This window comes from Streptomyces sp. NBRC 110028, from assembly GCF_001417735.1.
Taxonomy (GTDB): domain Bacteria; phylum Actinomycetota; class Actinomycetes; order Streptomycetales; family Streptomycetaceae; genus Streptomyces.
In genome coordinates, this window is the sequence record NZ_BBUZ01000033.1 from 70,882 (window position 1) to 93,237 (window position 22,356).

The 22,356-nt window shown below is 71.3% G+C and carries 14 protein-coding genes and 2 pseudogenes; 12 read left to right on the forward strand and 4 right to left on the reverse strand.

Features of this window, described 5'->3' with window-relative positions; translation table 11 throughout:
* The 3 genes from ASC60_RS25805 to ASC60_RS25815 all read left to right on the forward strand — a co-directional run bounded on the left by ASC60_RS25805 (position 1) and on the right by ASC60_RS25815 (position 4,034).
* Positions 1-1,377 carry an MFS transporter gene (locus tag ASC60_RS25805; protein ID WP_055554962.1) on the forward strand — a complete coding sequence of 459 codons (1,377 nt, stop codon included), beginning with the start codon at positions 1-3 and terminating at the stop codon, positions 1,375-1,377.
* 151 nt (positions 1,378-1,528) lie between these two features.
* Positions 1,529-3,130: an ABC-F family ATP-binding cassette domain-containing protein gene (locus ASC60_RS25810; protein WP_055554963.1), complete on the forward strand. Its 1,602-nt coding sequence runs from the start codon at positions 1,529-1,531 to the stop codon at positions 3,128-3,130.
* A gap of 121 nt (positions 3,131-3,251) precedes the next feature.
* Positions 3,252-4,034, forward strand: a complete 783-nt coding sequence (locus ASC60_RS25815; protein WP_055554965.1) for an SDR family NAD(P)-dependent oxidoreductase — start codon at positions 3,252-3,254, stop codon at positions 4,032-4,034.
* 217 nt (positions 4,035-4,251) lie between these two features.
* Here ASC60_RS25815 and ASC60_RS25820 read toward each other — a convergent pair whose 3' ends face one another.
* The gene (locus ASC60_RS25820; RefSeq protein WP_159043315.1) at positions 4,252-5,460 is read right to left on the reverse strand and encodes an NAD(P)/FAD-dependent oxidoreductase; all 1,209 of its coding nucleotides are present in this window, start codon (positions 5,458-5,460) and stop codon (positions 4,252-4,254) included.
* Positions 5,461-5,899: 439 nt separating this feature from the next.
* Here ASC60_RS25820 and ASC60_RS25825 point away from each other — a divergent pair, with 439 nt between their 5' ends.
* From ASC60_RS25825 to ASC60_RS25845, 5 genes are all read left to right on the forward strand, one after another.
* Entirely contained in the window at positions 5,900-6,652 is a 753-nt protein-coding gene (locus tag ASC60_RS25825; protein WP_199831047.1) for a hypothetical protein, read from the forward strand.
* A gap of 401 nt (positions 6,653-7,053) precedes the next feature.
* A complete protein-coding gene (locus ASC60_RS25830; protein WP_055554969.1) occupies positions 7,054-7,653 on the forward strand; it encodes a cysteine dioxygenase family protein in 600 nt (199 codons plus the stop codon).
* Between the two features lie 79 nt (positions 7,654-7,732).
* Entirely contained in the window at positions 7,733-9,442 is a 1,710-nt protein-coding gene (locus ASC60_RS25835; protein WP_055554971.1) for a non-ribosomal peptide synthetase, read from the forward strand.
* Complete coding sequence (locus tag ASC60_RS25840; protein WP_159043316.1) at positions 9,439-15,624, forward strand: condensation domain-containing protein; 6,186 nt, start codon at positions 9,439-9,441, stop codon at positions 15,622-15,624. Before ASC60_RS25835 ends, ASC60_RS25840 begins: the two co-directional genes overlap by 4 nt.
* Positions 15,621-16,358 (forward strand): thioesterase II family protein, encoded by a 738-nt coding sequence (locus ASC60_RS25845; RefSeq protein WP_055554975.1) that lies wholly within the window; start codon positions 15,621-15,623, stop codon positions 16,356-16,358. Before ASC60_RS25840 ends, ASC60_RS25845 begins: the two co-directional genes overlap by 4 nt.
* 23 nt (positions 16,359-16,381) lie before the next feature.
* Here ASC60_RS25845 and ASC60_RS25850 read toward each other — a convergent pair whose 3' ends face one another.
* Complete coding sequence (locus ASC60_RS25850; protein WP_055554977.1) at positions 16,382-16,924, reverse strand: class I SAM-dependent methyltransferase; 543 nt, start codon at positions 16,922-16,924, stop codon at positions 16,382-16,384.
* 244 nt (positions 16,925-17,168) lie between these two features.
* On the opposite strand from ASC60_RS25850, the gene ASC60_RS41785 reads away from it, so the two are divergent.
* The 3 genes and pseudogenes from ASC60_RS41785 to ASC60_RS25860 all read left to right on the forward strand — a co-directional run bounded on the left by ASC60_RS41785 (position 17,169) and on the right by ASC60_RS25860 (position 18,692).
* Positions 17,169-17,339 carry a hypothetical protein gene (locus ASC60_RS41785; RefSeq protein ID WP_199831049.1) on the forward strand — a complete coding sequence of 57 codons (171 nt, stop codon included), beginning with the start codon at positions 17,169-17,171 and terminating at the stop codon, positions 17,337-17,339.
* Positions 17,333-17,434 (forward strand): annotated as a pseudogene (locus tag ASC60_RS41025) (IS5/IS1182 family transposase); the annotation flags it as partial. The gene ASC60_RS41785 and the pseudogene ASC60_RS41025, both read left to right, overlap by 7 nt.
* Positions 17,435-17,909: 475 nt before the next feature.
* A complete protein-coding gene (locus ASC60_RS25860) occupies positions 17,910-18,692 on the forward strand; it encodes a hypothetical protein (RefSeq protein WP_234357131.1) in 783 nt (260 codons plus the stop codon).
* 42 nt (positions 18,693-18,734) lie between these two features.
* On the opposite strand, the gene ASC60_RS25865 is transcribed toward ASC60_RS25860, so the two are convergent.
* A complete protein-coding gene (locus ASC60_RS25865) occupies positions 18,735-18,974 on the reverse strand; it encodes a universal stress protein (RefSeq protein WP_159043317.1) in 240 nt (79 codons plus the stop codon).
* 94 nt (positions 18,975-19,068) lie between these two features.
* The gene (locus ASC60_RS25870; RefSeq protein WP_055554985.1) at positions 19,069-21,432 is read right to left on the reverse strand and encodes a phosphoketolase; all 2,364 of its coding nucleotides are present in this window, start codon (positions 21,430-21,432) and stop codon (positions 19,069-19,071) included.
* 277 nt (positions 21,433-21,709) lie between these two features.
* Here ASC60_RS25870 and ASC60_RS25875 point away from each other — a divergent pair.
* Positions 21,710-22,241, forward strand: a pseudogene (locus ASC60_RS25875) (response regulator transcription factor).
* Positions 22,242-22,356 lie beyond the last annotated feature (115 nt).

The window sequence follows — 22,356 nt, forward strand, 5'->3', positions numbered from 1 at the left end:
GTGGAACGTTCCCCTGGTGTTTTCGCACCGCAGTGGCGGCTCACCAGCATCGGTATCGCCGTGTCCATCAGCTTGTTCGCGTTCGAGGGTCTGGCGGTCGCGACCGCAATGCCCTCGGCGGTGCGCGAGCTGCGCGGGCTCGCCTTCTTCGGCTGGGCCTACAGCGCTTTCTTGGTCATGAACCTGGTGGGCCTCGGCGCGGCGGGCCAGTGGTGCGACCGCGTCGGTCCGCGCAAACCGCTGCTCACCGGCATCGCCGTGTTCACCGTCGGACTGCTGGTGGCGGGAACCGCTGTGAACATGGCGTTGTTCGTCCTGGGCAGGGGCGCGCAGGGGATCGGCGTCGGGCTGGCCTCGACAGCGGTGTTCAAGATCGTGGCCACCGCCTACCCGCCGGAACTGCGCCCCCGGGCACTGGCCATCATCTCCGCGGCCTACGTCGTGCCGGCACTGGTCGGGCCGGTCCTCTCGGGCACGATCACCGCGCACGCCGGGTGGCGCTGGGTGTTCCTCGGCCTGGTACCGCTGGCGCTGGCCTGTGCGGGGGCGCTGCTCCCCGCCCTGCGCACGTCGGACGCGCCCGGTAGCGCCCCGGCGGGCGGGGTCCGCAAGCCCCTGTTCGCGCTGCTCGCCGGGGGTGGAGTCGTCGTGCTCCAGTCGGGGGGCAACGCCGTCGTCGCCGGGCGGACGCCGCTGGCCGTGCTCCTGCTGGGAGTGGGTCTGCTGGCGCTGGTGGCGGGGCTGCGGGAGCTCCTGCCCCGGGGGGCGGCACGACTGCGCAGGGGGGTACCCGCCGTGATCGCGGTGCGCGGCCTGCTGGCGGGGGCGTTCTACGCCGTGGAGTCCGTCGTGCCGTTGACCCTCGCCACGCTCCACGGCTTCGGGACTGCGGCTGCGGGCCTGCCCCTGCTCGCGGGATCCATCGGCTGGTGGGCCGGGGCCCAGGCGCAGGGCCGGATCACCAGGATGACGAGGTCGTCGCTGCTTCGCTGGGGTCTCATCGCCCTGGCGTGCTGCTTCGTGGGCATGACGGCCCTGTGTCTCGAGGGGGCTCCGGGGTGGCCGGTGTACCTGCTGTGGATCGTGGGCGGACTGGGCATGGGGGTGTGCGTTCCCACCACCGGTGTACTCGTCCTCGAACAGTCCGCCGAGGACGAGACGGGAGCGAACTCGTCGGCGCTACAGATCAGTGACGTGACCGCGGCCGGACTGGGCACGAGTGTGGCCGGACTACTCGTCGGCGCCACCGAGGCCGGGCACCTGGGGTTCGGCGTCGGGATGGGGGTGCTCGGCCTGGTGGCCACGGCCGTCTGCGCCGCCACGGCGATGGGTGCCTCGCGCACCGCCCCCGCGAGGGAGAGTGCCGCTGCGGGCTGAGCCGTACGGGACCCGGGCCCACCAAGAATCGGCTGGCGTGTCTCGGCAGTAGGTTGCTAGCATGACGCGCATGTCTACTCCGCGTGTTTCCTAGCGACCGATCCCGCCTCATGGGACAGGTCTGCCTTCAGGAAGCCACGGAGAGTATTCATTGATTACAGTTTCTCGTGTGGATGTGCGTGTCGGTGCACGTCTGCTGCTGTCGGACGTCGACTTCCACATCTCCCCCGGCGACCGGGTCGCCCTCGTCGGGCGCAACGGAGCGGGCAAGACGACGCTCATGCGCACGATCGCGGGTGAGCTGCGGCCCGCCGCCGGGACCATCAAGGCGACCGGACCGGTCGGGTACCTCGCACAGGACCCCCGCGGAGCCGACCAGAACCAGACGGTCATGGACCGGGTCCTGGCCGCCCGTGGCCTGGACCGGGTCACGGCCGCGATGCGCGCCGCGGAGACCGCCATGGCCGAAGCCCGGTCCGACGCCGAGCGGGACCGGGCCATGCGCGCCTACACCAGGGCGCAGGACGAGTTCGACGTCCTTGGGGGATACGCGGCCGAGGCCGGCGCCGCACAGGTGACCGCGGGCGTCGGGCTGCCCGACCGGGTACTGACTCAGCGGCTCGGCGAACTGTCCGGCGGGCAGCGCCGACGGGTGGAGTTGGCGAGAATCCTCTTCGCCGAGCAGGACACGCTGCTGCTCGATGAACCGACCAACCACCTCGACGCGGACTCCATCGCCTGGCTGCGCACCTTCCTGTCGGGGTTCCCCGGCGGTCTCCTGATGATCAGTCACGACATTGATCTGATCGCGGCCGTGGCGAACCGGGTCGTCCACGTCGACGCCGAACGGCTCGCGATCGAGGTGTACAACACCGGTTGGCGGCGCTACCAGGCCGACCGTGAGGCCGCCGAGCGCAGGAGAGCCAGGGAGCGTACCAACGCCGAACGCAAGGCGGCGGCGCTGCGCGCGCAGGCTGAGAAGATGCGCTCACACGTGGCGACAGCGGTGGCCGCGCGGAACATGGTCCGGCGTGCGGACACCATGCTGAGGGAACTGGAGCCGGCACGCAGGGCCGAACGCGTGGCCCGGGTGCGGCTGCCCACCCCGGACCCCTGCGGGCGCATCCCGCTGGCGGCGGTCGGCTTGACCAAGTCGTACGGCGAGCACACGGTCTTCAACGGGATCGACCTGGCCGTCGACCGGGGCAGCCGCCTGGTCGTGCTGGGGCTCAACGGTGCGGGCAAGACCACACTGTTACGCGTCCTGGCAGGTGAGGAGCGGCCCGACCGGGGACGGGTGGTGCCGGGATACAACCTGCGTCTGGGGTACTTCGCCCAGGAGCACGACACGCTCGATCCCGCCGCGACGGTGTTCCAGACGCTGTCGTCCGCGGCCCCGGGACTGGCCGACGGCGAGGTGCGACAGGTGCTGGGCGCGTTCCTGTTCCGAGGCGACGACGCCGACAAGCCCACCGGTGTGCTCTCCGGCGGCGAGAAGACCCGGCTGGCGCTGGCGTGTCTCATCCACTCCGGCGCGAACGTGCTGCTGCTCGACGAACCCACGAACAATCTGGACCCGGTCTCCCGCGACGAGGTCCTGGCCGCCGTGGGCGACTATCCGGGCGCGGTCGTCATGGTCACCCACGACCGCGGCGCGGTGGAGGCACTGCGCCCCGACCGGGTCCTCTTCCTCCCCGACGGGGAGGAAGACCTGTGGAGCGAGGAATACGCCGACCTGATCTCCCTGGCCTGACCCCGGGCACCGGCGCGCCGCCCGGTCCGTAAGGACCGGGCCCCTTCCGGGCCCATACCGGCACAACACCATACGGCCGTACCCGGTCCTTGCGGACCGGTCGATTCGCTGAGGGAGCACCATGCTCGACCTGAAAGGCCGCACAGCACTGGTCACCGGTTCCTCGCGCGGAATCGGCCGCGGCATCGCCGAGCGGCTGGCGGCGGACGGCGCCCGTGTGGCCGTCCACTACGCACACGACGAACGGGCTGCCCAGGAGACCGTGGCGCACATCCGTGAACGCGGCGGAGAAGCGTTCGCCGTCGGTGCCGACCTGTCGACGGTCGCCGGGGTGGACGGCCTGCTGGCCGAGACGGGCTCCCGGTTCGCCGACGGCGGCCGGGACAGACTCGACGTGCTGGTCAACAACGCGGGCTTCAGCACGACGTTCTTCGAGGCCACCACCCCCGAGATCTTTGACAGGCTGTTCGCGGTGAATGCCCGGGCGCCGTTCTTCCTGGTGCAGCGCGCGCTGCCGCTGCTCGCCGACGGCGGCAGGGTGGTGTCGGTGTCCTCCGCGGCGGTCCGGGTGGCGGTGGCGGACGTGGCGTACACGATGGCCAAGGCCGCGGTGGTGGCCATGAACCGGACCCTGGCGCACCTGCTGGGCGAGCGTGGCATCACGGTGAACACCGTGGCCCCCGGTGCCGTGGACACCGACCTGACCGCGGCCGAGCGACGGGAGCAGCCGGAAACCAGGCAGGTCATCATCGACATGACCGCGCTCGGCCGGATCGGCACCCCCGCCGATGTCGCCGATGTCGTGGCGTTCCTCGCCTCGGATGACGCGAGGTGGGTCACCGGGCAGCTCATCGAGGTCAGCGGTGGCCTGTTCCTGGGGCTTCCCCCGGGTCTCGCACACTGACCGCGTTTCCGCCAATGACGGAGGGGAGGAGTCCGTGTCTTCAGGGCGTGTTCCGAAACTGCCGCCTGCCCGTCGGCGCCTGACGCGCACGCTCGCCGCGTTGTCGGGATCGTCCGAGTACGCCCAGTACGAGGGCGAACTTCCGCCGTACGATCGCACGCACCAGGCGCCGCCGGGCCCGCCCTGCGGGCGGATGGCGCTCGTTTCGAGGCACGCCCTAGTGGGACTCGCCGAGCCAGCCCGCGTCCGACGGGGCATCACAGCCGACGAAGGTGTTCACGAATGCCTCAACGGCCCGCTCGTCGGCAGCGGTCCGCGTCAGGTCGTCGAGGAACTCGCCGGTGAAGGGACGCAATTCGGCCTGCTGGCAGGTGTAGGCGAAGGCCGCGAGCCGCTGCGCATCGCGGGTCGCGGAATAACCCGCCAGTGCCTCGTCGAGCCCGAGGGATCCCGAGAGCCCGGCGTCGAGGGCGTCGGCGAGCACGGCGGCGTCGGCGAAGGCGTCGGAGATGCCCTGGGCCGAGACGGGATCCTTGTGGTGGCCGGCGTCGCCGGCCAGGACCCATCCTGGGCCGTGGACGTGTCTGCGGGCATTGCGGACAGCTGCGGATCGAGGCTGCGATACCAGGTCCGCGCCGGCCAGGGCCTGCCCGACCTCGGGCACCTCTCTCAGCGACGACATGTAGAACGCATCCCGCGCCGTACGTCCCGGGGCGGGGGCCTCCTCCGGAGGGAAGACCAGCGAAACCACGGTGAGATCGCCGTTCGTCGGCCACAGGGAGATGCCGCGCCGACCGCGGAACACCACCCGCACCCCCCGTTCCGCGGCACCCCTCCAGTAGCCGTAGAGGCTGCGTGCGAGGATCCCCCTGTCCTCCAGGACCGGGGCCTTCACCAGGCGGGCAACCGTCGAGTTGCGGCCGTCGGCCCCGACGACCACGCGGGCGTGCAGGTCGACGGGCCCGTCCGGGCCGGTCCCCCGCACCCCCGCCACCCTGCCGCCGACGACGATGAGACCGGTGACCGCGAAGCGTTCCCGCAGCCGCGCCCCCTTGGCGCGGGCCTCGGCCACCAACAGGGCATCCAACGCGGTCCGCCGGGGTGCGTAGGTCACGGCTTCCGTCCCTCCGGCCTTCGGTCCGCCCGTCACCACACGGCCCTCGAAATCGAGCGAGGCGCTTGCAATGGGCGGGCAGCCCGTTTTCTCCAATGCTGGAACAAGGCCCCATGCACGAAGCTGTTGAACACCCGGCCACCGGATCCAGTGAGTGGATACCGTATCGGTTCCGGCTGCGTTTTGATCTACCATCTCCACCGCGTAGCCGCGTTGAGAAAGCAGCATTCCCAGTGGGGCGCCCGCGCACCTCGCACCCACGACCAAGACATCGTAAGGGTGATCTTCCGTACCTAATTGATTAACGCTCACTAAACACTTTCCTTTCCCTACGGCAAGGCTGACTCCGGTGTTCGCGCAGCCCGCGCACCATCGAAAGGTGACGCGGCGCAATCGTGCCTAAAACAGCAGCTCAGACGCACTGTAGAGGCAGTCGAGTGAGTGACGGGTTTCCGTCGCAGGTGACTTAATCCCACCCCCCGGAGGGAACCGCCCCCGCCTGCGATCACAGGTACCCGTCCGGCTGCGGGCCGACACTCCGCAACATTGGCTTGGCTTAAATCATTTTACTTACTTTGATGTACTGTTGACGTCGCTCGGCGGACCAACCTAGCATCGCATTATGGTCAGCGATTCGATGCCGCTAATTGCGGCGCGATGTCATCAGGAGACAGATCCCGTACACCTGCTCTGTTATTTCGCCCCCGAGGTCGAACAGGAATTGACCTCCGTAGGACTCCAGCCAGGGCACATGGCGTATTTCGCCGGCCGCGCCGCTGCGCTCGGCCGCGCCTCGTCCGCCGCAGTGGCAGCCATGTTCTACAACTTCAACCCCGCTCTCGTCGCCCGCCATCTCCCCCGGGCGTGGGACCTGGCCTCGCCGGAGTGCGTGATCGAGGCCCGTCTGACTGCCGTGGACCGCGCGTTGCGCCGCATCCTCGGCGACGAAGCGCTGGACAGCCCGGAGGTCGCCGAGGCGGCCGCACTCGCCCGAGTCGCCGCCGAGGCATGCTCTCCCGAGGGACGGCCCCTGTACGCCGCGCACGCCGACCTTCCGTGGCCCCGTGAACCGCACCTGGTGCTGTGGCACGCCATCACGCTCCTGCGCGAGCACCGGGGCGACGGCCACATCACCGCGCTGGTCGGCCACGGTGTCGGCGCCATCGCGGCGCTGGTCACCGATACCGCCACCGGCAGAAGCCTGTTCCGGGCGCAGCAGATGCGCGAGCACCGCGACTGGTCGGAACAGGAGTGGGACGCGGAGGTGACCGCGCTCACCGAATCGGGCTTCCTGGACTCCTCCGGTCAGTTGACCGAGGCGGGCAGGCGGCTGCGTTCCCGGATCGAGGACGCGACCGACGCCGCCGCGGCTCCTCCCTACCGATCCCTGGGAGCCGAACGCGCGGAACGGCTCATCGCGCTGTGCAAGCCGCTCCGTGATGCCGTGGTCGCCTCAGGCGAGCTGCCCGGCGACGACGCGGTGGACGAGCCCGCCCACGGGTGAGACCGAACCCACTCCCCGTCCGCACGCACCGGGGCTCCCGCCGACCACCGGTGCCCGCCTGGGAGGAGGAATCCGCACACCACCCCGCCACACGTTGTCCACCTCACCACTTTCCGCTCGCCGTCCCGCTGCGGGTCGTGTCCGTACCGCCATTCGGACGCGACCCGCTCCAGACGCAACGCCCGGAATGAGTCGCCGGTACCCGGTCCGCCCGCCGTGCCCCGACCGACGACCCGTTGAGGTCGTCCGTTCCGTGGCAGCACGTGGAGCACAGGGTCGGGCCGTCCACCGCCAGGAGCGTCGGCATCCGACGCCGACCGGCGGGCACCACCTGCGGCCCCGTACCCCGCCACGCGACCAACCCCAGCGGATCCAAACGACTCACGCAGTGGAAGTGATCTATGGACGTCACCACACTCATCGACGCGGTCGCACGGATCAAGAGTCAGGCCGACGAACTCACACAACAGCAGATCGTCGACAGCCTCTCCCGCACGCTCGCGGAGTTCACCACCTCGGCGGAGAACCAAGTCTTCGCCGAGGCGTACAGCCCGAGCGGGAACTACACGCGACTGCTGCTGAACGACCCACAGGAGCCCTATCAGATCGTCCTCGTGTTCTGGGGGCCGGGACGGGGGAGCCCGATACACGACCACGACGACACGATCGGCGCGGTCAGCGCGCTCACCGGTACGGCGAAGGAGATCAAATACATCGTCACCCGGTGCGCGGGAGAACAGGTCAAGCTCACCCAGGGCGACGAGTTCACCATCGCGCCCGGCCGGGTCACCCCGATCCTGCCCGAGGACGACAAGCAACTGCACCTGATGGTCAACGAGGAGACACGCTGGGCGGCCACCGTCCACGTCTATCTCACCGCCATCCACCGATACCGGCAGTACGAGCCCGCGCCGGACGGCTTGTTCCGCACGGCCGAGATCTCGCTGTGGTTCGACGAGTGCGGAGTCGGGCGCAGGATGCCCGCGAGCACCCGCTCCTGACCCCGCCGGGCTACACCTCCCGGCCGCCCGGGGCGCGCCACGCCCACCGTGCGCGTCCGGTCCCGAGGAAAAGGGGGTAATGATGGACATGCTCGACGCCGTGGCCCTTCACGCCCGCCAGACGCCGAACTCGCCGGCGCTCACTGACCACCGGGGCACCCGGTTGTCCTACGCCGAACTCGACTCCTCCGCCCGTGCGGCGGCCGGTGCCCTGAGCTCTCTCGGCGTACGCCCCGGGGACCGTGTCGGGCTGGTGCTGCCCCGCACCGCAGACCTGTTCGTGCTCGAACTCGCCGTGCTGCTCGCGGGTGCCTGCTTCACGCCACTGGACCAGGCCCAGCCACCGGACCGGCTACGCCTGCTGCTGAAGCGCGCCTCCGTGGCGCTGCTGGTAACCGACGACGACGAACTGGCCGCGGCCGCCGATGTCCCCACGGTACGGCCCGATGGGCTGCCGGCCCGGGACGGCCCAGCCCCGCACGATCCGGGTGCCCGCCCGGAGGACCCCGCCTACTGCCTGTTCACCTCAGGATCCACAGGCACCCCGGTGGGCACCCTGATCAGCCGTGCGGCGCTGGACGTCTACGTCGCCGCCTACGCGCGGCTGGTGGGCGCCTCACCACGAGAGCGCGGAGCGCAGATCGGCTCGCCCGGGTTCGACGTCACCATCGACGAGCTCTGGCCGTTCCTGAGCACGGGCGCATCCGTACACATCGCGGCCGACACCGATCGCTCGTCGCCCCGCGCGCTGGTGGACTGGCTGCGCGTCAACCGGATCACCCAGACCTACGTCCCCCCGCTGCTGCTGGAGGCGATTTTCCGTCTCGACGGCGTGGACCTCGGCGACGTACGGCTCATCCGCACCGGGGGCGAGCGACTCGCCGCCTACCCACCGCCGGGTTTCCCCAGCCGCGTCCTCAACGAGTACGGGCCGACCGAGACCGTCGCCGGCGCGGTGTTCTGCGATCTCTCCGCGTGGCCCGACCGCGACATCCTGCCGCCCATCGGGACGCCGCTGCCGCACATCAGGGCCAGTGTCCGCGACCCGCGGGGAGCGCCGGTCGTACCGGGCACACCGGGTGAGCTGTACCTGGGCGGCCCGACCGTCGGCATCGGCTACGTCGGCGACGACGAGCGCACCGCGCGCAGGTTCATCGAGGTGGATGGGGAGCGCTGTTTCCGCACCGGCGACCTGGTCCGCCAACTGCCCTCCGGCGACCTGGAGTTCCTGCGCCGACTCGACGACCAAGTGCAACTCTTCGGGAAGCGCGTCGAGCTGGGCGAAACGGAGAGCGTGGCGGTCACCCATCCCGCAGTCCGGCGGGCCGCGGTGGCCGCTCCGACGGACGACGCGGGCCGTGCGGAGCGACTGGTGTGCTTCGTGGAGTGGCACCCGGGGCACGGCGACGCGGACACCGCCGACCTCCGCGCCCACCTGAGCCGACTACTGCCCGGCCACATGGTGCCCACCGAGGTGCGCACAGTCGACCGGCTGCCCACGACCCCCGCCGGGAAGATCGACCGGAGAGCGCTGCTGCGCCCCCGGCCGGGTCCGCCACGTCCGGCGCCGACCCCGCAGGCGCTGGTGCGGGTCTGGGAACGGGTCCTGGGCGTCACCGGTCTCACCGTCCATTCCGACTTCTTCCTGCACGGCGGTGACTCCGCGCGGGCGGTGACCGTGGTGACCGAGATCGGTCTGCGGCTGGGCCTGCGGGTCAGCGTGCGCGATGTGTTCGTCAACCCCACCCCTGCCAAGCTGGCCGAACGGCTGACGGAGGATAAGCAGTGAGCGCAAGCCTTGTGCTCGACATGGTCACGAACACAGCGACCGCCCACCCGGAGGCGGCCGCCATCGTCCAGGGCGAGCGGTCTTTGACCTACCGCGAGCTGGCGGCGGCCGTGCACCGCTTCGCGGCGGCACTGACCGGTGCGGGCGCGTCCCCAGGTGCGCACGTGCTGCTCGCGCTGGACAACCGGCCCGAGTTCGCGGTCGCCTACTTCGCCACGGCCAAGGCGGGCTGCACGGTGGAGGCCATCGATCCGGACCAGCCGGAAGAGGTCCTGCGGCGGAGGCTGGCAGACGGCCGGCCGGCCGTCGTGGTCACCACGCCGGGACACCCCGTCGCCGCACTCGCCGGCTGCTCCGTCCTCACCGTGGACGCCCCCCTCCCCCCGTCGCGGTCGACGACGGGACACCCTCCATCACCGACGGACGGCCCGTGGGTGACCGCCCTCTCCTCGGGCAGCACCGGCGAACCCAAGCGCGTCGTCCGCACCCAGGCCCACCAGGTCGCCGAGGCGACCAATATCACCGCGACGGCGGGTATCACCTCCGATGACGTCCTGCTCTGCCCACTGCCGCTGTTCCACGCCCTCGGACAGTTCTGCTGCCTGCTGGCGGCGGTGCGCTCCGGCGCCACGCTGGTGCTGCCGGACCGGAGCGCGGGCGCGTCGTCGGTGGACGCCGTGGTGCACGCCCTGGCGCTGCACCGCGTCACACTGCTGATCGCCGTGCCCCAGATCTTCGACGCCCTGGCCGACCTGCCCTCGGACATTCCGGCCGACCTGGGCACGGTGCGCCTGTGCCTGTCCGGAAGCAACTTCCTCGATCCCGTTGTGGTGCAGCGCTTCGAGGCGCGCTTCGGCCTCCCCATACGCCAGACCTACGGGAGCACGGAGGCGGGCAGCGTCTGCTGGGACGTTGCGGCGGAGCCCTCCCCGGGCACGGTCGGCAGACCGCTGAAGGGCGTACAGGTCCAGGTGACCGACGAGGGCGGCGCCCCGCTGCCGCCGGGTGTGACGGGCGAGATCGTGGTGTCCGGCCCCGCCGTGGTCAACGACCCCGGAAGCGGCCACCACAGAACAGGCGACCTGGGCAGGCTGGACACACACGGTCGACTGACCGTCGTCGGGCGGTCCCGGGTACTGATCGACACCGGCGGGCACAAGGTGAATCCGGTCGAGGTCGAACAGGCGCTGGCCGACCACCCGCTGATCGCCGACGCCGGAGTGGCCGGAATCCCGCTGCCCGGCCGGGGGGCCCTGCTGGTGGCGGCGGTACGGCTCCGCGACGGCACCCGGGCGGCACCCCCCGATGTGCTCGCGCACTGCGCACAGCGCCTGCCCCCCTACGCGGTCCCCAAGCGGGTGCGCGTGGTGGCCGAGGTGCCGCGCACTGCGCTGGGCAAGATTCGCCGCGCGGTGCTCGCCGCCCGGCTCGCGGACGAGCGGAACGAGGCGACGGTCGGCCTACGGGAGCGGCTGGCAGCGCTCCCCCCGGACCGGCGGCGCGCCGAGGTGTGCGATCACCTGCGCCTCCAGGTGGCCGAGGTGGTGGGTACGGCGCCCTCGGCGGTGGAGCCCGGTGCCTCAGCCCGGGCGGCCGGCGTGGAATCGCTCGCCGCGCTGCGGCTGCGCATGGCCGTGCACCGGGAACTGGGGGTGAAGCTGTCGCTGCCCTCTCTGCTGGGCGCACGCACGCTGGTGGAACTGACCGACGAAGTCGTGAAACGGCTCGACGGGGCCGAGGACGACCCCGACCCGGTGCCGCACGGACCGGCCGAGGGCCCATTCCCACTGGCACCGAACCAGATGTCGCTGTGGCACGCCGACAGCCTCGACCTGGGCGGGTCGGCCTACGTGGTGGCTTTCGCGGCGCGCCTGGCCGACGGCTGCGACGTGGAGGCACTGCGGCGGACGTGGACGACCCTGGCCCACCGGCATCCCGTTCTGCGCACGTCCTTCCCCCTGCGCGACGGCACCCCCGTGCAGCAGGTGTCCGCCGGGGCGGACGTGGACTTCGCGGTCGTGCCGGTGCCATCGAGCTGGGACCGCACGAACCGCGAGGACCTGGTCTGTTCGGCGTTCGAGCCCTTCGACCTGACCGCACGACCGCCGCTGCGCGTCCGGCTCTACACCGGACCGGCCGAGGGGCCGGTGATGGTGGTGTCCCAGCACCACCTGATCACGGATTACTGGTCCATGATCACCATGCTGAGGGAGCTGGCGGTGGTCTACGCGGCGGAGAGCAGCGGCACGGAGGCCTACCTGCCCGCCCCCGCACACACCTACACCGACTTCGCGTCCTGGTCGATCGCACGGTCCCGGACACCCCGCGGCGCCGAGGACCTCGAGTACTGGGTGCGGCATTTGACGCCTCCGCCCCCGCCCGCGGACCTGCCCACCGATCACCCCCGACCGGTGGTGCGCGGGCAGCGCGGCTCGGCATTGCGAAGGGACCTGTCGCCCACCCGGGTGACCGCCGTCCGCACACACGCCCGTGCCACCGGGACAACCCCGTTCGCCGTGCTGCTCGCGGTGTTCCACGTGCTGCTGCACGCCCACACCGGACGCGGCGACAGTGCCGTCGGGGTGAACACCGCAGGCCGCGAGCGGCCCGAATTCGCCGATGTGCTCGGCTACTTCGTCCTCCCCGTGGTGCACCGGGCCCAGCTGACACCGGACCAGACGTTCTCCGCCCTGCTCGACTCGGTCACCGAGACGCTGCTGGCGGGGCTCGGGCACAGCGGCGCCACCTTCGAGGACTTGCTGGGACCGGTGGGCGCACCCCGCGACCGAAGTCGCGCACCGCTGGTGGAAGTCGGCTTCGGACAGAACACCGCGCACGACCCGGCACTGAGCGGAGTGGGCGCACTGCTCTTCGCCGACCGCGACGGCGTACGCGTGCCCCTGGGCCCGCTGACCCTCGAAACGGTCGCACTGCGCCGCACGGGAGCCGTCTACGATCTGGCGGGTGCGGTCTTCGAGGGCGACGATTCGATCTCGATCACCTGGGAGTACGACGCGGACCTGTTCACCCGGGCCACGGTGTGCCGGCTGGCGGCCCGGTTCGAAACCTTGCTGGACACCCTGCTCGCCGCACCTGACACCGAGCTGGGGACCCTTACCGTGGCGGCCTCGCGCCCGCGTGGGCTCACCGGAGCGCCTCCCAGTGAGCCGATCACCGACCGTGTACGGCGGTGGGCCGAGGCGGACCCCGCGGCCCTGGCGATCGTCGACGGCACGGACAGGGCCACCTACGGCGAGATCGACCAGCTCGCGGATCGGGTGGCAGCCGCTCTCACCGTCCACACCGACCCAGCCCGCCCCGCCGTGGTGGCCGTGCGGGCAGAGCGGGCAGCCGACCTGGCCGCCGCGTGCCTCGGGGTGCTGCGCGCGGGTCTGGTCTGTGCCCCCGTCACCGGAGAGGGAACGGAAGCGTCTGACGAGCCGTCAGAGGTGGGGGCATCGGCCCTGCTGGACATGGCAGGGTCCGCGGACGACCCGGGCACCCCCACGGTGCGCGTCCATGGCACGTCCGCGGCATCCACGCCGTCGGCAGAGCGCCCCGACGGTCCGCGGGCACCGCTGCTGGTGGTACGCACCAGCGGTACCACCGGCGCCCGACGGCCGATGGCGCTCCCACACCGGGCGCTCGCCGGCGCGGTGCGCGACGATGAGCGGGGCGAAGTGCTGATCGCCCGCGGCACGGCCGACCGTCTCGCACTCGACCTGCTCACCGCTCTCGCGGTAGGGAGTACCGCGGTGCCCCTGGCTCCCGCCACGCGGCTGGCGGAGCTCGCCCGGGGGCGAGCGGCGGCCTCGGCCCAGGTCACCCCCACCGAACTGGCCGATCTCCTCCGCCGGTTGGACGAGGACGGCGGCACCCCGTCGGTGCGGACCCTGGTGGTAAGCGGCGAGACCCTCGGCTCGGACCTCGCCGACCGGTGGCGGAACCACGCTCCGCAAAGCCGCCTCGTGCACAGGTACGGCGGTGTCGAGTGGGGACCGGTGGTCGCCGAGGAGGAGGTGCCCACCGGCCATGCCGCGACGGTTGTGGAACCGGTCACCGGCATCGTGCCCGTGGGCAGGCCCTCGGCCGATCCGCTGCTGTGCGTGGTGGACCCGTGGGGCCGTGCCTGCCCGACGGGGGTGCCCGGGGAGATCTGCGTCGGTGCCGAGGGGGCGCCAGCACCGCTCGGCGCGGCACGGGAGGACCCCGCGCTCAGTCACCCGCTGGCACCCGATGCCCGAGTGCGGCGGACGGGGGACGCCGGCGTGTTCCTCCAGGACGGCAGGCTGGTCGTGCTCGGCCGGATCGCGGAGATCCACTCCGAACACGGCTACCACCATGCCCCGGCCCGGGTCGAGCGCGTGCTGCGGGGGCACCCGGCCGTACGGGCGGCCACGGCTCCAGGAGGCGGAGCGGAACGGTCCGTCGCGGTGGTGGAGACGGACGGTTCGGTGCCCGAGGGCGAGCTGATGGACGCGCTGCGCCGCGAGCTGCCGGCCCACCTCCTGCCCGAAGAACTGCGATGCGAGGCGCGGCTGCCGAGGACGCCGGACGGCAAGGCCTCGCGCGTCCTGCCGACACCAGTGGTCACCGGCCCCGGGAAGCCCGTGCAGGCCCGGGACATGACCGAGGTCGAGGCCGCGCTGGCGAGCGTGTGGCGCGAAATCCTCGGCGTCCGGTACGTCGGCCTGGATGACGACTACTACGCGCTGGGCGGCGACTCGGTGCAGGCCGTGCGGATCGCCACCAAGGCCGCCGAAAAGGGGCTCCAGGTCACCCGTCGGCATCTGTTCACCCACCCGACCATCCGGTCGCTGGCCCGGGTCACCACCTCGGCCGCCGGGGCGACCAAGGTGAGCGAGACCTTCGCCCGGCGCAGGTCCATCCCCCTGACCCCGGTCCAACGCTGGTTCTTCGGGCTGGATCTGTCCGACGCGAACCACTGGAACCAGTCGGTCGGGGTGCGCGTACCGCGGTCGCTGGCCTCACAGACGCTGCTGGCCGCCGTCCAAGCGGTGGCCGACCACCACGGCGTGCTGCGCCACCGCTTTCGCCGACGGGGAACGGAATGGGAGCAGGTCAGCGATCCGACGGCGCAGACCGTGGCGATCGAGGACGTGACGGCATCCGACGACGATGCCGTGTCCGCCGCGATCAACCGGGCCAGGCGGGGTGTCGACATCTCCGGGGGGCCACTGCTGCGCGCCACGCTGATCCGGGACGCGGCAGGCAGCCGCCTACTGGTCCTCACCGCGCACCACCTTGTGGTGGACGTGCTGTCGTGGGGCGTGTTCCTGGACGACCTGCGGGCCGCCTGCGTCAACCGCGCCGCGGGAGATCCCGTCCGGCTGCCCCCGGTGCCCATCCCCTACCACCAGTGGGCGCGTTCCCTGGCGGAGCACGCCGACGGCCTCGCCAGGCGCCTCGGCCCGGCCGTACGGGCCGACACCCCCGGCGCCATCCCCGGTCCGCCACCCACGACGTACGAGGGCGACACCCGCGTCGTCGAGCGCGCGCTCGACTCGGTGCACACCCGCTCCCTGCTCGAGGGCCTGCGGAGGCTGGGCGCGCACCCGGCTGACGCCGTGCTGGCGGCCGCGGCGGGCGCAGCCGCAGCCGACCTGGACTGCCGCGGGCTCCGCGTCGTGATGGAACTGCACGGCCGTGAAGAGGAGGTGGTCGGCGGTGCGGACCTGTCGCGGACAGTGGGCTGGTTCACCACCCTGGCCCCCGTGCTGGTCGACGCCGCGCCGGATGCCGAGCCGCGCGAGGTGCTCGACAGCGCCCGGGAGGCCCGTTCACGCCATGCCCTCGAACACGGCCTGGTGCGGTACGGCACCCCGGACACCGCCGCTCGGTCCCGGCCCGCGGAGACGGAACGCCCGTGGGTGAGCGTGAACTACCTGGGCCGGCTCGGAACGGTGTTCACGGGCACGGCCGGACGGAGCGACGACGGCCTGGTGGAAGTCCCGTTACCGCACCGGGGTGACCGGGCCCCGGATAACCCAAGGCCATTTCACTGGGAGTTCAGCGCGTACACGAAGGGGGGCGAGATGAGGTTGCGGCTGGCGCACGCGGGCAACGGCGGCCAGGCGGAACGCCTTCTGGACACCGCCTGCGACTACCTCCGCTCCCTCGCCGCCGTCCTGGACCCGGCAGAGACGCAGGAGTTGCGGTGAGCGAGAACTGGCTGGTGGACCTCGTGCCCGCCGAGCAGCCGGGGCGGGTGGCATACCTGTTCCCGCACGCGGGCGCGGGCGTCGGCGCGGTGCTGGCATTGGGCCGGGCCCTGGCTCCGGACCCCCATCCGGTGGCGATCCGTCTGCCCGGGCGGGAGGCGCTGCTCGACCACGCTCCGATCGCCGACCTTCCGGCCGTGGCCGGGCGGCTGGCGGACGCCATCCGTACGCACGCGGGCGAGGCGCGGATCATCCTCTACGGCCACTCGTCAGGGTCGGTGCTGGCGTACGAGACGGCCCGTGCGCTGGAGCCGGAGAGCGCCGTTCTGCTCGCGGTTTCGGCGCAACAGGCGCCGGGGACGCCCGTCCGTACGGCCGCCGGGCTCTGGGACCTCCCGGACGACCAGTTCTTCGCCCAGGTCGTCGCGGACGGCTACCTGCCCGCCGAACTGCTCGACGCCCCGGACGTCCTGGAGCTGGTGGCTCCGGCTCTGCGCGCAGACTACCGGGCGACCCACGAGTACCTCGCCGGAACCACCCGATGGTCACCCGTGGCGTCGCCGATCCTGGCCATCCGCGCCACGGAGGACGAGACCGTCGCCGAGGAGGACATCGCCGCGTGGGCGGCGCTGACGACGGGCGGCCACACGACCGCGCTGATCGCCGCCGAGCACAACCTGCTGCGCGACCGTCCTGCGGAGTTGGCCGACGCGCTCCGGGACGCACTGTCCTGAGCGCCGGGCCCGGCGGTGGCCGGTCAGGGCCTACAGTGCACGGAAACGGCGTACTCTCCGCCGGTGTAAGGCTCCCGGGACCACGTCGCGTAACGGACTTCGAAGGTGAGTCCCGCCGCACGGCAATGAGCGTCGTAGTCGTCCAGCGTGTAACCGCGGTTCAGGGAGAACCCGGCGACCAGGCGCCCGGCCGGACGGACGTGACCGGCCACCCCGGCCACCAGGGCCGGCTCCGTTCCCGGCGGGGTGAACAGCGGGACGTTGCCCGCCATCACCACAACGTCGAACGACTGCCCGAGGTCGAGGTCCACCAAGTCGCGCTGGTACCAGCTGATCCCCGGCGCCCGGCGCCGGGCGGTGGCGAGCATCGACTCGTCGACGTCCACGCCCGTCACGGCGATCCCGTGGCGGGCCAGCTCGATGGCCACCCGCCCGGTGCCACAGCCCGCATCGAGGACCGAGGCGGGCTGGAAGGAACGGACCAGCGCGGCCTCACCGTGGATATCCCCTCCTTCGGCGGCTATGCGGTCGAACCGGGACTGGTACTCCTCACCGTTCCACGTCATGCGGCCAGAGTGCCACATACGCGCGTGCGCGCGACCATACGGGCAGCAAACGACTCTGGCCGCTTCCGGAATCCGCCCGAGGAAACTGCCATCAGCCTGACTCAGTCCCCACCGATGGCATGCTTGGCACACTATTCACGTTGATCATCCGCGCACGCACCAACAGCCGCGCTACCGCACTTGTCGCCACGCCAAGAGGAATCTCCAGGTCAGCCCCCTGTAGGGCATGAGGTGGTCGCATGATGTGTCCCTGGGCGGAGACTGGTGGTGTCGACTTACCGCAGGCATCCCCCTCACCATCGTCTCCAAGACCCTGCGCCACTCCACCCTCTCCACCACCGCCAACATCTACAGCCACCTCACCCACCAAGCCGCACACGACGCCGTCAACGCCATCGACACCACCCTGGAATGACGGACGGTTACGGAATCCCGCTGGGCCGGGTCCTGGCCGGAGCGAACTGCCATGACTCGCCACTACTGGCCCCGACCCTGGACCTGGATGAGGGCTCCCGAACTGAAGAACGCCGCGACCGCGAGGAGCACAAAGAGCGTTGCCCAATTCATGGCGAAACAGGGTAGGGCGAACAGGCCTGCCAGAAGAACGCTGCCGCTCCCTATCGCACCCCAGGTCATTACCCACCGGTGCCCGGCCCGGTCCCGGAACGTGTGCTTCTCGGCCTCCGCGATGGGTAGGATCACGCCGCACGCTGAGCGGGCGGTTCGAACCGCGCCGCGCACGGCACAGATCGAAACATCGGGGGAGCACGGCATGAGTACGAACGGCAATGGTTACTGGGATCCGACGGGCGGACCCGGACCCGGTCCCGGTCCCGGTGGACAGCCGGGCCCAGGTCCCGGCCATCAGCCCTACCCCGGGGCCGGACACCCCTCGTACCCCGGCGGTCCCGGCGTGGGTCCCTACCCGCCGCAGCCCGCGCCCGTGCCGCCGCAGGGGTACCCGCGGCATCCGCACGGCGGTGGCTTGCAGCCGCCGTTCCCGCGCCCGCCGCTGACGCGCAGCCAACGGATCCTCAAGTGCGTCTACAACCCGTTCTACGCCGCCCAGCGGGCCTTCCGCCCCTCGCGCCCGGACGCCGTCGAGGACCTGACGGTACGCAAGATCCAGATGTGGCGGACCGGGCTCGGCATCGCCGCCTGGCTCGTGCTGGTCATGTCGTACAAGCCGGTCGACACCGCCAAGGGCGTCGAGACCGTCGCGGGCGACAAGTTCAACCAGAGCTGGATCAGCACACTCGTCCTCGTGTGCGCCTTCCCGTTCATGATCGCCCTGTTCGCGTTCGCCGCGCAGGGTGCGCTGCGCGGGCTCTACCTGCGTCGGTCCCTGAAGTCCTTCGGGGCGGTGGCGGCTCTGATGGGGGCCATGGCCACGTTCCCCCTCGCCGTCGCGCCCGACCCGGAGACCGCCGGCTTCCGTGACGCCATCGGGACCCCCGGCATGGTCGTCGTCATCACCCTCTGCACGTGGTCGCTGGGCTTCGCCCTGTACGGGATCGCACTCTGCCTCATGCACGTGTTCCGCACCGCCGACATCCACGCGGTGCTGCCGCCGATCCTCGCCACCTTGCTGGTGTGGGTGATGGCCGCCCTCGACGTGATCAACAACGAGAACGCCGAGGTTCCCGTCCTTGCCCGGATCGTGTTCCTGCTCGGCGCTCCGGTGTCGGTGACGGTGTTGTCGTGCTGGGAACTGTACCGGCTGCGGAAATACCACAACCTGACCGTGCGACAGGCCCTCGGCCGCTAGGTCATCTCTGCGTCGCTAAAGCTCGCACAGATAGGTGTGGGGTCATGGTCGTCGGGTGGGGCGGTCGTCCCAGCGGTCGCGGGTGACGGCGAGCTGTCCGCCCCGGGCCGGTGCCGGGCGGCCTTCGCCGTGGCCGAGTTCCTCCCAGGCCGCCACCGCGTCCAGGACCGCGTGCCTGTCACGCGCTTGCTCCGCCGCCCAGGCAAACGCCTGGGCGGCGCCGAAGGAGCCGTCGACGCCCACGACAATCCGCCGCTGTGCCGCCAGCTGCCGATCAGCCACCTCCTCCACGGCGGGAGCCAGGCCTGCGGTACTCGCGGCGAGACGCTGATTCGTCACGGCCTTGTCCGTCCCCTTTGCGGGGCCCGTTCGGCGGTCAGCCGGTCCAGGTCCAGTCGGCGACCTCGGGTAGGTCGGTGCCGTGCTCGCGGATCCAGGCGTGGTGGCGCAGCCGGGTGTCCTCCATCTGCTGCCGCAGCGACGCGGCGCGTACGGCGAGGCCGGGGACGCGGTCGATGGCGTCCATGACGAGCCGGTAGCGGTCGAGGTCGTTGCGGACGACCATGTCGAAGGGCGTGGTCGTGGTGCCGATCTCCTTGTATCCGCGTACGTGGAGGTTCGGGTGCCCCGCTCGGCGGTAGGCGAGCCGGTGGATCAGCCACGGGTAGCCGTGGTAGGCGAAGATGACCGGCTTGTCCCGGGTGAACAGGGCGTCGAAATCGGCGTCCTTCATACCGTGCGGGTGTTCCTCGTGGGGCAGCAGCCGGGCCAGGTCGACCACGTTGACCACGCGCACCATCAGGTCGGGCAGGTGGCGGCGGATCAGCTGGGCAGCGGCCAGGATCTCCTGGGTGGGCACGTCCCCGGCCGCGGCGAGGACGATGTCGGGCTCACGGCTGCCGTCCTCGGTGCCCGCCCACTCCCAGATCCCGGCGCCGCGGGCACAGTGGGCGCGGGCCTGGTCGAGGGTCAGCCAGTCGAAGCAGGGCTGCTTGCCGGCGACCACCACGTTGACGTAATCGCGGCTGTCCAGGACGTGGTCGGCGACCGACAGCAAGGTGTTGGTGTCCGGCGGCAGGTAGACCCGGACGACCTCGGGTGCCTTGTTGAGGACGTGGTCGACGAAGCCGGGGTCCTGATGGGAGAAACCGTTGTGGTCCTGCCGCCACACGTGCGAGGTGAGAAGGTAGTTCAGCGAGGCGATCGGCGCGCGCCAGGGCAGTCGGCGGGTGGTGCGCAGCCATTTGATGTGCTGGTTGACCATGGAGTCGACGATGTGGACGAACGCCTCGTAGCAGGAGAACATGCCGTGCCGGCCGGTGAGGAGGTAGCCCTCGAGCCAGCCCTGGCAGGTGTGTTCGGAGAGGATCTCCATGACCCGGCCGTGCCGGTCCAGATGCTCGTCGACGTCGAGAGTCTTGGCCTGCCACGCCTTGCCGGTGGCGCCGTAGACGGCCTGGAGCCGGTTGGAGGCGGTCTCGTCGGGGCCGACCAGCCGGAAGTCACGGCGCTCGGTGGTGTCCTCCATGACCTGCTCCAGCAGGCCGCCGAGGACTCGCGTCGGCTCGTGCAGGGTCACTCCTGGCTTGTCGACGTCGATCGCGTACCGCTCCAGCGGCGGCACCGGCAGATCGCGCAACCTGAGCCCACCGTTGGCGTGTGGGGTGGCACCGAGCCTGCGGTGTCCTTCGGGTACGCAGTCGAGCACCTGGGCGGTGGGGCGGCCGTGGTCGTCGAACAGCTCTTCCGGACGGTACGAGCGCAGCCACGCCTCCAGTTGGCGCAGGTGCTCGGGATGGTCGCGGACGGCGGACAGCGGGACCTGGTGGGCGCGCCAGGTGCCCTCGACCGGGAGGCCGTCGACTTCGGCGGGCCCGGTCCATCCCTTGGGGGTGCGCAGCACGATCACCGGCCAGTGCGGCCGTTCGACCACGCCCTCCTCGCGTGCGGCGTGCTGGATGAGCGCGATGCGGTCCAGCGCGGTGTCCATGGCCTCGGCCATGGCGCGGTGGACGGTCATGGGGTCGTCGCCGGTGACGTGGATCGGCTCGTGGCCGTAGCCGTGCAGCAGGTCGTCCAGCTCGGGTCCGTGCAAGCGGGCGAGCACCGCCGGATTGGCGATCTTGTAGCCGTTCAGGTGCAGGATCGGCAGGACGGCGCCGTCGTGCACCGGGTCCAGGAACTTGTTGGAGTGCCAGGAGGCGGCCAGCGGTCCGGTCTCCGCCTCGCCGTCGCCGATGACGCAGGCCACCAGCAGGTCCGGATTGTCGAACGCGGCACCGTAGGCGTGCGAGAGAGCGTAGCCCAGCTCGCCGCCCTCGTGGATCGAACCGGGCGTCTCGGGCGCCACATGGCTCGGCACACCGCCGGGGAAGGAGAACTGCTTGAACAGCCGCCCCATACCCGCCGCATCCCGGCTGACGTTCGGGTAGGTCTCGGAGTACGTGCCCTCCAGCCACGAGTTGGCCAGCACGGCTGGGCCGCCGTGGCCGGGGCCCCACATGCACAGGGCGTCCTGGCCGCGGGCCCTGATGACCCGGTTGAGGTGGGTGTGGACCAGGTTCAGGCCCGGTGAGGTGCCCCAGTGCCCGAGCAGCCGGGGCTTGATGTGCTCCGGACGCAGGGGCTCGGTGAGCAGCGGGTTGTCCATCAGGTAGATCTGTCCGACCGCCAGGTAGTTCGCGGCCCGCCAGTGGGCGTCCAGCGCCCGCAGCTCCTCGTCGGTGGGAACGGTCGGCATGGTCTGTCCTCCGGTCGTGTCGGCGTCACCACCAGTCTGTGCGCGGCCGGTCACACACGGGTAGGGCCGTGCGGGTGAGCGGCAGGGCCGTTCGGTCCCGTCCGCCGGTGTTCGTTCCGGGCGGGTTCAGTGAGAGTGACGCAGTCAGTGCGCCGCAGCCCGGGGCAGCGCGTGGGCCCTCCTACCGAGGACTGAAGGATCGCGAAGGCGAACGGCCCCTGTTCGGATACTGGCGCGTCACACACAGCAGCAGGGAACACAGGATGAGGAGCATCTGATGGTGAACAGCGACCGGCCCGGACCCGGCACTCCGATCCGGGTCTTCCTGCTGGACGACCACGAGGTGGTACGGCGCGGGGTGCACGACCTGCTGAATGACGAACTGGACATCACGGTGGTCGAGGGGAGGCCGCCACCGTCGAGCAGTCCCTGAACCGCGCCCCCGCCCTGCGCCCCGACGTGGCTGTTCTCGACGTCCGCCTGCCGGACGGCGACGGCGACGGCGACGGCGACGGCGACGGCGACGGCGACGGCGTAACGGTGTGCCGGGAACCGCGCTCGCGGTTGCCCGAGCTGGCCTGCCGGAGCCGGACGCCCTGCCCGGTCTGACCACACGCGAGCGGGAGACCTTGGCCCTGATCGGCGAGGGGCTGACCAACCGGCAGATCGGCCAGCGACCGTACCTCGCGGAGAAGACGGTGAAGAACCACATCTCCCGCCTGCTCGCCAAGCTCGGGGTGGAACGTCGCATCCAGGCCGCCGTCATTGCCACCCAGGCCCGGGACCGGCTGGGAAGGAACGGCCACTGAGCCCACCGCCGCCTACGAACGCGGTTTCGAATCCTCTGGGCGCCATGGCGCGCCTGATGCCGTTTCGTCCCGACCGGCGCCCGACTGCCCGAACGCGAGAGCCCCGATCTGCGCC